This is a genomic window from Armatimonadota bacterium, assembly GCA_031459855.1.
Taxonomy (GTDB): Bacteria; Sysuimicrobiota; Sysuimicrobiia; order Sysuimicrobiales; family Humicultoraceae; genus Fervidifonticultor; species Fervidifonticultor primus.
The window spans coordinates 1524964-1539498 of the sequence record JAVKHP010000001.1; the positions used below are offsets into that span (position 1 = coordinate 1524964).

Consider the following 14535-nt stretch of genomic DNA (forward strand, 5'->3'; position numbering starts at 1 on the left):
CACCTCCGATGTGCTGCTGCCGCCGCGCCCACTTCACCCTGGCTCTCCTGTCCCGGCGTCACCCGCCCGCACCACCCACACCGCCCGCACCACCGGCGCCGCCCGCACCACCCCGGCCCTCGCTCCCGCGCAGCCGCAGCATCACGTACACTCCCATGGCAGCCGTCGCCAGCACCGTGATCTCGCCCAGCGTGTCGAGCCCGCGGAAGTCCACGAGGATGACGTTCACCACGTTGCGGCCATGCGCGGCCGGCAGGCTCTGCTCGGCGTAGTAGCGCGCGACCTGCCTGCCCTTGGGCGCCCCCGCCGCCATCAGCACCAGCACCGCGGCCAGCGTGCCGACCACCCCGGCGGCCAGCGCGTCGCGCACCCGCGCCGGCCGGCTGCTCAACCGGGCGAAGCGCGGGAGGTGGTAGAACGCCAGCACGAACAGCAGCACCGTCAGCGCCTCCACCAGGATCTGCGTCATCGCCAGGTCGGGCGCGCCGAACAGCGCGTAGATCAGCGAGACGCCAGCGCCGACCACTCCCAGCGCGGCCACCGCCCCCAGCCGCGACCGCGACGCCGCTGCGACCAGCGCCCCCGCGAGAATCAGGCCCGCCACCACGACCTCGTAGAGGTGCACGTCGGCGAGGTACACGTCGGCCCACCCTGGCACCGACGAGGTCGACACGGACGAGGTCGACGCGGGCGAGGTCGACACAGACAAAGTCTGCGCAGACGAAGCCGGCACGGACGACGTGGCCCCGGGCAGCGTCGCAACCCCTGCCGGTGCCACAATTCCCGCAGCGCCCCGCGCGAGCGCCAGCCACGCGGCCCCACCGCTCGCCACCATGATCAGCAACAGGTACAGGCGCAGGTAGCCGCTCTGCAGCAGGCGCGTCTGCCGGTCGGCCGTCCAGGCAAGCAGACGCAACCCGGCGTCGTACCAGCGCGCCGGCCCCCACCAGCGTGCGGGCGCAGCGACCGCGCGCACCCGCGGCCACCCCAGGTAGATGCCGACCCCGACCACCACTGCTGCCGCGCTCGCCGCCAGCGACGGGCTCAGACCATGCCATAGCGCCAGGTCGACCGGCACCGGGCGGCCCGCGACGCTGGCCGCTGCGGGCGCGACGAGCGCGTACACGAGCGCCGGCTGTATCCCGAAGACCACGCCCAGCACAGCCAGCAGCAGGGGCCCCGCGGTCATGGCCCACGGCGCTTCGTGCGTCGTCTGGTCACCGGTTTCGGCCCGGTCCGGTCGCGGGGCTCTCGCCCTCTTGGCGTCGGCTCGCTCCGGTGGCGGGGCTCCCGATCCCCGGGCCTCGGTCCAATCGGGTGGCGCGCCCCCCGACCCCTCACCTTCGGCCCACTCCGGTGGCGGGGCTCCCGATCCCCGGGCCTCGGTCCAATCGGGTGGCGCGCCCCCCGACCTCTCACCTTCAGCCCAATCGGATGGCGCGCCCTCAGACCTCTCGCCTTCGGCCCCAGTCGGTTCCACCGGCAACGGCGCGCCGACCCCAGGCGTGACACCGGCCCCCGGCGACCCGAAGAACGGCCGCAGGAACACCACGCCCGCCAGCGCGACCCCCGCGGCCGCCGACGCCCACAGCGCTGCCACGGCGACCATCTGTAGCCCGCTCGCCGCCCCACCGGCCAGCAGCGCCTCGAACGCCATCTCCTTCCCCACGAAACTCAGCACCGGGCCCATGCCCGCAAGCCCCAGCGCCGCCACGCCCATGACGACCGCGGTTGCGGGCATGCTCGCCCCTAACCCGCCCAGCGCCGACACGTCGCGCGACCCCGTGCCGTGCTCGATGCTGCCCGCGCCCAGGAACAGCGCGCCCTTGTACAGCGCGTGGGCGAGCAGCACCACGACCGCTGCCGCCACCGCCGCGGGGCTGCCCGCGCCAAGCAGCATCACCAGCACCCCGAGCGCGCTCACCGTGGTGCAGGCCAGGATTCGCTTGAGGTCGGTGGTGCCCAGCGCCAGCACCGCGCCCGCCACCGCCGTGGCCGCGCCGCCCGCGGTCACGCTCACCTGCCACAGCGCCGTGCCCCCGAGCGCAGGCGCCAGCCGCGCCAGCAGGTAGACCCCCGCTTTGACCATGGTGGCCGCGTGCAGGTATGCGCTGACCGGTGTGGGCGCCTCCATGGCCGCCGGCAGCCAGAAGTGGAAGGGTACCTGCGCCGACTTCGTGAACGCACCCACCAGCACCAGCCCCAGCGCGGCCGGATAGCGCGCATCGGCGCGCACCGCCGCGCCGGCCCGCACGATCGCCGACAGCTCGGTGCTGCCTGCCATCGCTGCCAGCAGCAGCAGGCCCCCAAGCAGCGCCAACCCGCCCAGCCCCGTGACCAGCAGCGCCTGCAGCGCGGCCTCGCGCGCCGCGGCCCGCTCGTGCCGGAACCCGATGAGCACGTACGAGGCCAAGCTGGTGAGCTCCCAGCACACGAAGAGCAGGATCACGTTGTCGGCCAGCACCACGCCCAGCATCGCCGCCGCGAACAGCGCCAGCGCCGCGTAGAACTGCCCCAGGCGCGCCTCGCCGCGCAGGTAGGCACCCGCGTAGAGAAACACCACGGCCCCGATGCCGGTGACCAGCAGCGCGAAGAGCAGGCTCAGGCCGTCGAGGTGGAACGACAGGCGCGCGCCCAGCGTCGGGATCCACGGCAGGCCGACGACCAGCGTCTGCCCCGCCACCACCGCCTCGATGCGCGCCGCCAGCACCGAAAACAGCGCTGCAGCGCTCGCAGCAAGGGCCACGCCCCCGACCGGCAGCCGGGCACGGGTCCTGGTCATGACGCCTCGCCTGCGTGACGCCTCGGGAGCACGTCCCGTCTCCCCATCACGTCCCGCCTCCCCATCACGTCCCGCCTTCCGCTCATGCTGCCTCCCCGTGGTGACCTCTCCCGATGGTCCGACGCGTCCTGGTCATAGCGCCTCCCTGCCGTGACCTCTCCCGATGGTCCGACGCGTCCTGGTCATAGCGCCTCCCTGCCGTGGCCTCTCCCGATGGTCTCGCACGTGCTGTCATGGCGCCTCCCTGTGGTGACCTTCCGCTCATCCGACACCTTTGGCGCATGGCGTGTCACGGCATCTAGCGGCGCGCATTAACCGGCGCGCATTAACGAAAGGGGCCGACCCTGCCGGTCAGCCCCACTGGCAATCCCCTGACGTGCCACAGCCGTGTGAACGTGTCGCCTGTGGCACACAGGATTCGCAATCGCCGGGGCTTCTCCTGCCCTGCAGCCTCTGCCGCCTCGCATGTCACCCGTCCGTCTGGACGCGGACGGGCGCGCTCATACTGGAACCGCATCGACGCATGCACCAGACGACCCGTCTACACGCGGACGGGCGGGCTCCGCTGATGCGTCGCCTTTGCCGCCGTGCATGCCGCCCGTCCGCCCGGCGATACCCGTAGCCTACCTGTTGTACGCGCGGGCGGGGTGAGGGCAGTTGCCGCCGCGCATGCCGCCCGTCCGCCCGGCCATACCCACCGGGCTTGCCGGCTAGACCGGTTGGGCTTGCGGTACTGCCCTGGAAGATCTCCGTCGATTCGAGGTTGACTTCGGAGAAGGAGTTCGCCATCCAGCAGAGAATATGAGAACCCAACAGCCAACGTTGATGGCTTTACTCAACTAAGTACGGGCGGGTGTTCTAGCAACTGCAAGGGGCCAGGGTCCTTGTATGTTGCGACGTCGCTGCCGTTCAGCAGCGGCCTATGTTTGCGATGACCGAACCATCCTGGTTCGTGGTGCAGACCAAACCCCGGGCCGAGGACCACGCCGAGGGGATGCTGGCGCAGCGCGCGGTGCCCACGTTCCTCCCGCGGCTGCTGGTTCGCAAGCGCCACGGGTCCCGCCGCTGGGATGCCCTCGAGCCGCTGTTCCCCGGGTACCTCTTCTGCCGGTTCGTCCCTACCCCCGAGGCCATCGCGCGCGTCCGGTGGGCGCCAGGGGTCAAGCGGCTGCTGGGCGACGACGACGGGCCGATCCCGGTGGCCGACGACGTGGTGGGCTACCTCCAGGCGCGGGCAGCAGGCACCGGCTACATCGTGGCCGGTCGGCCGCTGGCGCCCGGCGACCGGGTGCGTTTTCGCAGCGGTCCGTTCGCGTTGCTGGAAGGCATCATCGACCGTCCGGCTTCGCGGGCCGAGCGGGTGCGGGTGTTGCTGGTGTTGATGAACGTGCCGGTCACCGTCGAGGTCGACGCGGCGGAACTGGAGCGCATCTGACAGGGGCCGTGCCGGCGAAGCGCAGGAGGCACGGACGCCGGCTCGGGCTGGCGGATTGCAAGACGCATCCGACGCCAGGCCAGGCCCGGTGGCCTGCAAGAGGCAGGGGACGTCGGGTGGAGCCTGGCGCGTAGCAGCGGGCAACAGGCGGTGCGGCCGTCACCCTGGCCGCACCCGGCAGTGATCCGAGCACGGCCGCAGCGATGATCGCGGCCGCAGCGCGCAACGCAGGACGCTCGGGGGCGAGGACCGTGTACCCCACGGGCGGAGCCATGCCCGGCCCGTCCACGTCGCCTTGCACACCGCCTGGCGAGGCGTGCCTCCACGGCGCACAGGAGGCCGCGGGCGTCAGGCTCGTGCACGTCGTCCCGCACACCGCCTGGCGAGGCGTGCCTCCACGGCGTACACGAGGCGGCGGGCGTCAGGCTCGTGCACGTCGTCCCGCACGCCGCCTGGCGAGGCGTGCCTCCACGGCGCGCAGGAGGCGGCGGGCGTCAGGCCAATGCACGTCGTCCCGCACGTCGCCCCGCGCGAGGTTGTGAACAGGCCTGCGCGGGGTCGTGAGCAGGCTGACCAAAGGGGGTACGCGGTGGGCGTCGACTCCTCTCCGCACCGTACGAACGCCGTCGAGAGGTCACCCGGACCCACATTCGACGGCGACCTGCGGTCCTGCGAGGCCAAGCTGCTCTCGTACATCCGGAACCACTGGGCCCTCGAGTTCGGCACCCGGGAGGTCCGGCTCGTCATCGAGTACCAGAACGGCGTGCCGGTCCTGATCCGCGTCACGGGCAACATCGTCAAGGAGGAGAAGTTGCGGTAGCGCTGCGCACGGCGGTGGCCCGCCCCGCAGTGCGGTAACGCACGCGCACAGCGCTGTGGCGCGAACGCACCGCGGCCGGCGGGAGCGAGATCACGGTGGCGTGATCCACTGCCCGGCCGCTGGTCCACCAGACGGCGCGGCCCGCCGACGACGCACAGACTGCGGCGGCAGGATCCGCGCCAGCCGCCGCGCAACTGCATAACCAACCCGGGTCCCTGACCCGATGAGCCGGGAGGGGGCCGTTCGCGGGCGTGTGCTCCAGGCGCGCCCGACGAGCGGCCCCCTTTCGCGTTGACGGTGTCCGTTCAGTCTCAGGAGGTTGTTCCGATCGGGTTGCTCGTTCAGCCCAAGGGGGTTACGCCGATGCGTCGTGCGGTCTCGATCGCCCTGCTCCTCGTGCTGGCAGGCGGCGTGCCTGCGCCCGCGCAACCTGGCCCGCCGCCCACGCCGGGTGCTGCGCCGACGAACGCCACAGCACCCGCCGGCGCCTACGTGCTCGGCCCCGAAGACGTGCTCGAGATCTCCGTCTGGGGCTACCCCGACCTCACGCGTGTGGTGGCCGTCCTGCCCGATGGCCGCGTCAGCGTGCCGCTGGTGGGCTACGTGCGGGCGGCCGGCCTAACCGTCGAGCAGCTCACCCGCGCCCTCGTGCGCGGCTTCGCGCGCTACATCCGCGACCCGCAGGTCACGGTGATCGTGAAGGAGTTCCGCCGGGTGCGGGCGTCGGTGCTCGGCCAGGTGACCAAGCCCGGCACCTACGCGCTGCCGCCCGGGGCGCGGCTGCTCGACCTGATCTCGGCAGCGGGCGGGCTCACCGAGCTCGCCTCGACCGGCGACGCGCAGTTGCTGCGCCCCGACCGCTCGGCGGTCACCGTCGACCTCGAGCGCGTGCTGGCCGGCGACCCCGACGCCAACGTCGAGTTGACTGGCGGCGAGACGCTGGTGGTGCGCGAGGACCTGGTCAACCTCGTCAACGTCGCCGGCGAGGTGGCGAAGCCCGGCCGCTACCGCCTCAAGGGCGAGATGCGCGTGCTCGACGTGCTGCTGCTGGCCGGCGGGCTCACCGAGAAGGCCTCGGTCACGGAAGCCCGCCTGGTGCGCGCCGGCCAGGCCGTGCCGCTGGGCCTCGACGCGCTGCTGCTACGGCAGGAGATGAGCCGCAACGTCCGCCTGCAGCCCGGGGACACGCTGCTCGTGCCCGAGGAGACCAACAACAAGATCTACGTCGTCGGCGACGTGAACCACCCCGGCGTCTTCGCCCTGAAGGGCGACGTGACGCTGCTGCAGGCCGTGGCCATGGCCGGCGGGCCGGTGCAGCGCGGGCCGGCCACGGCGCGCACCGTGCACATCGTGCGCCGCGGCACCGTCGAGCGCACCGTGGTGGCCGGCGCCGGTCGCGAGGTGAAGGTCGAGGCGCTGCCCGGCGGCCGCGCGCTGATCACCGCCGACCTGCAGGCGCTGCTGCGCCAGAGCGCCACCCGCGACATCGCCGTGGCCCCGGGCGACGTCATCGTCGTGCCGCAGTCGGGGCTCACGGGCCTGCAGATCGCCCTGAACATCCTGGCGGGTCTGGTGTGGCCGTTCCGGTGGTAGGATTGCGGATAAGGGGCGCGAAAATGGACGCCCCGGTGAGCCCATGCCGATCTACGAGTACCGTTGTGCCGACTGCCGGGCGCGCTTCTCGGTCTTCTTCCTGCCGCCCGAGCAGCCCGAACCGCGCTGCCGTCGCTGTGGCAGCACCAACGCCGTGCGCCTGATGTCGCGGTTCGCCACCGTGCGCTCCGACGAGGCGCGCCTCGAAGCCCTGGCCGACGACCCCGACCTGTCGCAGGTCGACGAGTCCGACCCGCGCAGCGTCGCCAGGTGGATGAAGCGCCTGGGGCGCGAGATGGGCGAAGACCTGGGCCCCGAGTTCGACGAGGCGGTGGAGGAGCTGGAAGCCGGCGGGGAGCGCGGGGACGAAAGCCCGGGGGAACGGGAAGGTACCGAGCTGGATTGAGGCGACATGTCTCGGGAGAGGTTCGCAGAGAAACCCTCAGGGTTGCACCACGAATCGACCGTATTGGCGGAAGTGCTCGTCGAAAGTGAAGGCTCGGTCGAGACGTAGATGCTCCATGAGCGCGAAGCTCGTGCAGTCGGTAAAGCTGAACTCTTTGTCCGCGAAGGCTTTGAAGATCCTCCAGGCCGCTTCGATGATCTCCTCGGTGAGGTATTCGATTCGGAGCAAACGGCTCGCTCGGATATCCTCGCCAAACTGCACAGCTATCGTATGCCCTGCCCGAAGCCTGATGAGCGTATAGCTCTCGTCCAGTACGTAATCGCTAGTGACGAAAGTCTCGCCCGCTTCGAGCGCGGCGGCGCGGAAGCCAAGGGCCTTTTCGTGATGGGCGTCGCGGCGGTTCTCGATGGCGAGGAACGCCGCCGTGTCTACGAAGATCATCCGCCCTGCCTTGACCGGTAGAGGTAGCGGTCGTGCCGCTCGGCTAGGTCCGGCGGGCCGTCGAAGGAGCCGCTGCGCCGGGCGAACGGGTCTGTGGAGTACAACGCTCTGAGGTCCTCGGAAGGCCGGGCACGGTGTTCTTCGATCAGCTTGCGGATCAGGGCGGAAACAGTCGTTCCTCTGGCCGCAGCCTCCTTGCGGAGAAACTCATGCTGGTCCACCGGTAGCTCGATTGTCAGCCGCTTGGTCGCCATAATTCACCCGATAGCACGTACCCCACTTATGTACGTGCACATCCGAGCCTATCAGTCACCAGGCCGGCCGGTCAATTGGACGAGCGGTGTTGGCGGTCACAGGGGCTTCGCAGCGGCGAGCGGTGTTGCGGTCCTGTGTGCCAGCCTCGCGACCTGCGCATTGCTCGTCGCGCTGGCGCAGGGTGTCGCATCCGCCAGCCCCAACGCCTTCGTCCCCGCCGACCACTGGACCTACACCGCGCTCTACCGGCTGGCCGCCCGGGGGCTCGCCCCGCTGTGGACCACATCCGCCAGACCCCTGCCCCGTCTCGAGCTCGCCCGCATGGTGGCCGATGCGCTCGAGCGCGCCGCGCAGCGTGAGACGACCCCGATGAGCGAGGGCGTGCGCGCCGACCTCGCCGCCCTGCGCGACGAGTTTGCCGACGAGCTGCGGGCCCTGGCAGCCGCGCGCGCCGGCCAGCCGCTGCCAGCCGCTGTAGCCGTTGGCGTCGCCGGTACTGCGCGCCTGCTCGACGGCGCGCCCCCACGCTTCGTCCGTCACACCGGGGGCGGAGTCGAGCTCACCCGGCTCTCCCTCGCCGGCCGGTTCGGCGACGTGGCCGCCTGGGCCGGACACGAGCCCCTCTGGTGGGGACCTGGCTACCGCGGGGCGTTCCTGCTCTCCGAGAACACCGGGTCTCTCACAAGTCTCACAGTGACGCTGGCCTCGGGGCCGTTGCGTGTTACTAAACTGATTGCACCGCTCTCCGCGCCTGGAGTACTCCCGGCTCCGCCCGTGCCCTCGATGCTCACCTCACCCGGTCCCCTGGCCCTACTGGCAACACCTGCCCCCTCGGAACGCTACCTCTACGGCCTGCGCGTCGACTGGCTCGCCCGCGACGACCTGCGGGTGGGTTTCGGCGAGGTCATGGTGGGCGTTGGCGGCCTGTCACCGCTCTACGCCCTGAACGTCGTCCCCGGACTGGCCTACGCCATCGCCCTGCGCGTCCGCGCACCCACCTACGACGACAACTACAACTTCACCCTCGACGTCGAGTGGCGGCCGCGCCCCGGCATAGTGGTCTACGCGGAAGCCTACGTCGACGATCTCGTCGGTCCCGGCAACCCGTTCCCCCACCGCCTGGGCGGCACCGCCGGGCTCTTCCTCGCCGACCCCTTCGCCGACGGCCGCACCAGCGTGCGGTTCGAACACAGCCGCGCCACCAACTGGATCTACGCGACCCCCAATCCTGCCGGCGCGTACATCCGTGACGGCCGGGCCCTCGGTCACTGGTGCGCGCCCGACTGCGAACTGTGGTCGGTCGCCGTCGTCCGCGCCCTGTCGCCTGCGGCCAGCCTGACCGTGGGCTACGACCTGATCCGCAAGGGCGAAGGGGTCCTCGGCCAGACGTGGACCGACCCCGACGACGCCCGCCGGCGCTACTACCTCTCAGGAGTGGTCGAGACCACGCACGCGCTGCGGGTCGTGGCCATCTGGACGCACCGCCTGAGCCATCGGCCCCCCGCAGGCTTCGGCGTTGCCAGCCCGAGCGGCCTTCTTCCGGCGCACCTCGCTGGAACGACGGACCTCTCCCTGCCTGGAAACGTCGGTTCCGGGGATGTCCGTGCGACCGCGGCTGCTTGGAGTTCCGGGGAGCCTCGCCTCCCTGGGCCCCGCGCCGCTCCACGGCTGGCGTCAACCGGGCAGATGGCTTCGATGCCTGCTGGGGAACTCCGTCTTGCCGCCACCGCCGTCTGGTCGTCGACGTCGAATGCCGAGCACGTCGCCGGGGCGACCCGGCAGGGATGGTTCTTCCTGATGGAGGCAGCCTATGGATTCTGAACCCCACGCCAGCAGCCCAGGTCCCGGCTCGGGCCGGCCCGACCCCAGCTCGAGCCGGGTCGATGCCGACTGGGGCCGGCCCGACCAAAGCCCTCCCGGCCCAGGCCGCCCCGACCCTCACCCCCAGTTCCTCGCCCCCGCCGACCTCCGCCCCGCCCCCGAGCCCGACGAACCCGGCCTGCGCGACTACCTTTTCGTCCTCACCCGCCGCTGGTACCTGATCACCGCCGCCACCGTCGTCGCACTCGCCGTCGCCATCGGCCTTAGCCTGGGCACACCCCCGGTCTACCGCGGGCTGGCCACCGTCGTCGTCGACCGCGGCAGCGGGTCGTTCGGGCTGACCGCCGACATCACCGGCATCAGCCAGCAGGCCTTCGTCGACACCCTGGCCGAACTGGTCAAGAGCCGCGCCGTCGCGGAGCAGGCCCTCGAGCGCCTGAAGGTGCCCGAGGAGCTGCGGCCCGCCGCGCTGCGCCAGCTCCAGGGCGGCCTGCGCGTGCGCCGCGTGCGCAACGCCGACCTGATCGTCATCGAGGCCGAAGGGCCCACGCCCGCCGCCGCGGCGTCTTCCACCAACGCCCTCGCCGAGGCCCTGGTTGACTGGCACGTCGACTCGCGCCGCCGCCAGGCCTCGGCCGGCCGGCAGTTCATCGAAGAGCAGGTGGCCGCCGTGGGGCGCGAACTGCGCGCCGCCGAAGAGGCGCTGGCGCACTACAAGGTGCAGGGCGGGCAGGTCTCGCTCTCCGAGCAGAGCACGCTGGCCGTGACCAAGCTCGCCGAGTTCGAGGCCCAGCGCCGCGCCGCTGCCGCCGAGCGCCGGGGCGTCGAGGCCAGCCTGCGCGAGGCCCGTGCCGCGCTGGCACGCCAGGCGCCCACCGTGCCCGCCTCGTTCGTCGAGGGCGAAGATCCCGTCGTCGCCCAGATCCGCGCCGACCTCGCCAAGCTCGAACTCGAGCTGGTGGGCCTGCAGCGGCAGTTCACCGACCGCCACCCGCAGGTGCTGGCCACGAAGGCCCGCATCGAGGAGGCCAAGGCCCGCCTGCGCCGGCAGGCCGGGCGCACGCTGCTCTCGCAAGAGTTCGCGGCCAACCCCCTGCGCGCCGACCTCGCCGGGCAGGTCATCAAGTTGGAAGTCGAGCGCCAGGCCCTGGCCGCCCGCGAGGCGGCGCTGGCCGCCGTCGTCGGCCAGTACGCCCGCGACGTCCGCGACCTGCCGCCCAAGGAAGTCGCGCTCGCCCGCCTCACGCGCGACTTCAAGGTGGCCGAAGAGACCTACCTGCTGCTCTCGCAGAAGTTGCAGGAGGCCCGCATCGCCGAATCGCAGGTCGTGGGCGACCTGCGCATCGTCGACCGCGCCACCCCGCCTGAGGTGCCCGTGCGGCCCCGGCCCCTGCGCAACGCGCTGTTCGGCGCGCTGCTCGGCCTGATGGTGGGCGTGGGTGCCGCCTTCGTGCAGGAGGCACTCGACACCACCTTCCGCACGCCTGACGAGGCTGCCCGCGTCCTCGGGCTGCCGCTGCTGGGCGCCATCCCGCGTCTGGCCACCGTGCCTGCCGCCGACAACGGCCGCCGCGGGTCGTTTCGGCTCGGGGGCTGGCGGAGGCCGCGGCAGGCGCGTGCCAGCCCCCGACCGGCCGACGCCGCCCCAGCAACCTCCGGGGCCGGCGGGGCCGGCGGACACGCCGCCCGGCGCAACGCTGCGCGCGCACACCCCCCAGACGTCACCACACCCCTGCTCATGACCGCCGAGCAGCGCCGCTCGCCCTTCGCCGAGGCCTTCCGCCACCTGCGCACGAACCTCCTCTACCTCAGCCCCGACCGGCCCCTGCGCACGCTGCTCGTGACCGCCGCCGCCGCCGAAGAAGGGAAGAGCACCATCGCCGCCAACCTGGCCGTGGCCCTGGCCATCGGTGGCCGCCGCACGTGGATCGTCGAGGCCGACCTGCGCAAGCCCACACTGGCCTGGGCCTTCCAGCCCGCCGGCACCCGCGGCCTCACCGACGTGCTCGTCGAGGGCACCGCGCCCGAACAGGCTCTCGCGCCAACGCAGGTCGAGAACCTCTCGTTCCTGCCCCCCGGCACCCTGCCGCCTGACCCCGCCGAACTGCTGGGCAGCCAGCGCATGCGGGCCTTCCTGGCGCACGCCCGCAAGCAGGCCGACGCCGTCGTCATCGACGCTCCCCCCGTGCTGCCCGTGAGCGACGCCGTGGCGCTCGCCCCCCACGTCGACGCCGCGCTGCTCGTGGTCGACCTCGAGCGCACCCCGCGCGAGGCCGCCCGCCGCGCCGCCGACCAGCTGCGGGCCGTCGGCGCCCGGGTGGCGGGAGTGGTGGTCAACAACGTGCCGACCAGCGGGCGCGGGTATTACTACTACGCGGCCTACTACCCGTATGCGCGCGAGGAGGCGCCGACGGAGGCAGACGCACGTCAGACCAGATGAACGCGGCCTTCCGCCGCCTGCGGCAGGACGTGCTGAATCGAGGCGGGGCTTGAATTAGTGTCGCTCGATGCCCCACTCTGGGCATTTAGCGTGGTGGCTCAGGGTCTTGTCGAAATAACGAGACGCTTCGCTCTGGCTCGGTTGGAACCTTGGATCGAAAGAGCGGCAGGATGGCTCGACGGGCATTTCAATGCATCGAAACGTGAGGCGGCTTTTGCTGCGGCCTATCTTGCAGAAGGAAGACGAAGGTCCCTGAGAAGGCAGCCTGGGGCAGAGGTCTGCGGATCGACCGACAGCACATGCAGCTCGCCATAGTGACCGGCATCTACCCTCCGGACATCGGCGGACCGGCGAGCCACGCCGCAGACCTCCGCAGTGCTCTGCGGAACCGGGGCCACACAGTGGAGGTTGTAACGCTGGCCGATGCGGATCGTGCCGCACGGAGTGACGGAGTCATCCGGTTGCCCCGCCGCTGGCCGTGGCCCCGGCGGATCGTGGCCGCGGCCCGTGCGGTCGTCCGCGTTCGCCCCGACGTGATCTATGGCGTCGGCATGCACGAGACCGCCGCCCTGGCGGCCATCCTCGCCCGCTGCCCCCTCGTACTTCGTGTGCCCGGCGACCACGCCTGGGAGCGGGCTTGGCGTCTCGGGCTTACGAGCCTCAGCTTCGAGGAGTTCCAGCGGGCCCGCGGAGGGACGCCGCGTGTGCGGCTGATGCGGTGGATGCGGACCTGGGCCGTGCGCCGGGCCACTGCCGTGATCGTGCCGAGCGAGTATCTGGCGGCCACGGTCCGCCGCTGGGCCCCCGGGATCCAGGCGCAGGTGGTCCGCATTGGCGTGGCCGGGAACCAGTGGCGATGCCAGCAGCGGGAGACCCGCCGAGGACAGCTGCGCGCGGTCTGGGTGGGTCGGATGGTGGGTTGGAAAAAGCTGGATGTTCTACTTGAGGCCGTCGCGCTCACCTCCGGCGTCGAGCTCAAGCTGATCGGCGACGGCCCGGAGCGCGGAGCCGTCGCAACGCACATCGAACGGCTCGGTGTCGGGGGTCGGGTGCATCTGATCGGAGAACTCCCCCGTGAGCACGTGGCGGCGCACCTGGCCGGGGCGGATGTGCTGGTCCTCGCGAGCGCCTACGAAGGGCTCCCCCATGTTGCCGTGGAGGCCCTCGCCTGCGGCACGCCGGTCGTGGCACCGGCCGCGCCCTGGGCCAGGGAGGTCGTGGCCGACGGCGAGACGGGGGTACTGGTGTCGGAAGCAACCCCCGAGGCCTTCGCCGAGATCCTGGGGCGGCTGCGCGACGACGTGGAGTGGCGGAGTACGCTTGCTCGACAGGCGACCGCGCGGGCGGGCCAGTGGACGCTCGAGGCGGTTGTCGATCGTATCGAGGCCGTCCTTCGCTATGCCGTCAGGCCGCGCGCGGTGTTCGTGGGCAAGGGTGGGCTCGAGCCGCCCGGGTCGCTCCGCTCGAAGTTCGAAGTGCTGGCCCGTCACCTCAAGGCCGCCGTGGTCTCTGTGCGACCGCCCGGCCCCGTCCCGCCGGTACCTCTTCGAGTCGTCGCATTCCCGAGGCGGCCGAAGGTCGCGGCCTCGATCCTCTTCTATACTATGGGGCCGGTGGTGGCGGTCGCCCTTGCGGCTTGTCGGCGAGGCGTTGTCGTGTGCCAGAGCCCGTACGAGGGTGCCGTGGTGCAGGGGTTCCGCTGGCTGCTCCCCAAGGGATACCGGCCACGGGTCCTCGTCGAGGTGCACGGCGACTGGCGGGCGGCGAGCCGCCTGTACGGGTCGCTCCTCCGCCGCCTACTCGCCCCGGCGGCGGACCGGGTGGCGGTGTGGGCCCTGCGCCACGCCGATCGCGTCCGGGCTGTCAGCGCGGAGATGGAGCGGCTGGTGCGCGAGGCGGGCTACGCCGGGCCCGTAGACCGCTTCGTAGCCTATAGCGACTTCGCCCACTTTCTCGACGCCGCGCTCGCGCCCCTGCCCGAAGAGCCCGTCGCGCTCTTCGTCGGCGTACTCGAACGGCACAAGGGCGTCGACGTCCTGCTCGACGCCTTCGCAGGGGTCCTGGGGCGGATCCCCGCAGCCGAGCTCTGGATCGTTGGAGAGGGGCCACGCCGGGCCGAACTCGAAGCGCAGGCGGCGCGCCTCGGGGTTTGGAGGCAGGTCCGGTTCCTCGGCGCCCGACCGCGCGCGGAGCTCCTGGCCCTGATGGATCGGGCTCGCCTCCTCGTCCTCCCCTCCCGTAGCGAGGGCCTGCCGCGGGTGATCATCGAGGCCATGGCCCGGGCCCGCCCGGTGGTGGCCAGCCGCGTCGGGGGAATCCCCGAGGTCGTTGAACACGGCGTGACGGGGCTGGTCGTTCCGCCAGCGAACGCGGACGCGCTCGCGGAAGCGCTCATCCTGCTCCTCACAGACCGGAACCTCGCGGAACGGATGGGCCGGGAAGGCCGCCGCCGCGCAGAGGCGCGGGACCCTTCCCGGGAGTTCGCCGAGGGGACCGCGCGGATGGCAGCGTGGGCGGCTGGAAGCAAGCGATGAGACGTGCG

Annotated in this window: 10 protein-coding genes; 7 read left to right on the forward strand and 3 right to left on the reverse strand. The window is 71.9% G+C overall.

What is annotated here, in order from left to right; all coding sequences use genetic code 11:
• Positions 1–58 precede the first annotated feature (58 nt).
• Positions 59–2782, reverse strand: coding sequence for a proton-conducting transporter membrane subunit (locus tag QN157_06930; GenBank protein ID MDR7555327.1), 2724 nt, complete (start codon positions 2780–2782; stop codon positions 59–61).
• Between the two features lie 931 nt (positions 2783–3713).
• Here QN157_06930 and QN157_06935 point away from each other — a divergent pair.
• The 4 genes from QN157_06935 to QN157_06950 all read left to right on the forward strand — a co-directional run bounded on the left by QN157_06935 (position 3714) and on the right by QN157_06950 (position 7036).
• On the forward strand, positions 3714–4217 hold the full coding sequence (locus QN157_06935) for a transcription termination/antitermination NusG family protein (GenBank protein MDR7555328.1): 504 nt from the start codon (positions 3714–3716) through the stop codon (positions 4215–4217).
• Between the two features lie 589 nt (positions 4218–4806).
• Entirely contained in the window at positions 4807–5037 is a 231-nt protein-coding gene (locus tag QN157_06940) for a hypothetical protein (protein MDR7555329.1), read from the forward strand.
• Between the two features lie 363 nt (positions 5038–5400).
• Entirely contained in the window at positions 5401–6630 is a 1230-nt protein-coding gene (locus tag QN157_06945; protein MDR7555330.1) for an SLBB domain-containing protein, read from the forward strand.
• Positions 6631–6673: 43 nt separating this feature from the next.
• A complete protein-coding gene (locus tag QN157_06950; protein ID MDR7555331.1) occupies positions 6674–7036 on the forward strand; it encodes a zinc ribbon domain-containing protein in 363 nt (120 codons plus the stop codon).
• A gap of 36 nt (positions 7037–7072) precedes the next feature.
• On the opposite strand, the gene QN157_06955 is transcribed toward QN157_06950, so the two are convergent.
• Both QN157_06955 and QN157_06960 read right to left on the reverse strand, forming a co-directional pair.
• Positions 7073–7477: a PIN domain-containing protein gene (locus QN157_06955; protein MDR7555332.1), complete on the reverse strand. Its 405-nt coding sequence runs from the start codon at positions 7475–7477 to the stop codon at positions 7073–7075.
• The gene (locus tag QN157_06960; protein MDR7555333.1) at positions 7474–7731 is read right to left on the reverse strand and encodes a ribbon-helix-helix protein, CopG family; all 258 of its coding nucleotides are present in this window, start codon (positions 7729–7731) and stop codon (positions 7474–7476) included. Before QN157_06960 ends, QN157_06955 begins: the two co-directional genes overlap by 4 nt.
• Positions 7732–7891: 160 nt before the next feature.
• On the opposite strand from QN157_06960, the gene QN157_06965 reads away from it, so the two are divergent.
• The 3 genes from QN157_06965 to QN157_06975 all read left to right on the forward strand — a co-directional run bounded on the left by QN157_06965 (position 7892) and on the right by QN157_06975 (position 14527).
• A complete protein-coding gene (locus QN157_06965) occupies positions 7892–9553 on the forward strand; it encodes a capsule assembly Wzi family protein (GenBank protein ID MDR7555334.1) in 1662 nt (553 codons plus the stop codon).
• Positions 9543–11993, forward strand: coding sequence for a polysaccharide biosynthesis tyrosine autokinase (locus QN157_06970; protein MDR7555335.1), 2451 nt, complete (start codon positions 9543–9545; stop codon positions 11991–11993). Before QN157_06965 ends, QN157_06970 begins: the two co-directional genes overlap by 11 nt.
• Before the next feature lie 299 nt (positions 11994–12292).
• The gene (locus QN157_06975) at positions 12293–14527 is read left to right on the forward strand and encodes a glycosyltransferase family 4 protein (protein ID MDR7555336.1); all 2235 of its coding nucleotides are present in this window, start codon (positions 12293–12295) and stop codon (positions 14525–14527) included.
• The last annotated feature ends 8 nt before the right edge of the window (positions 14528–14535 follow it).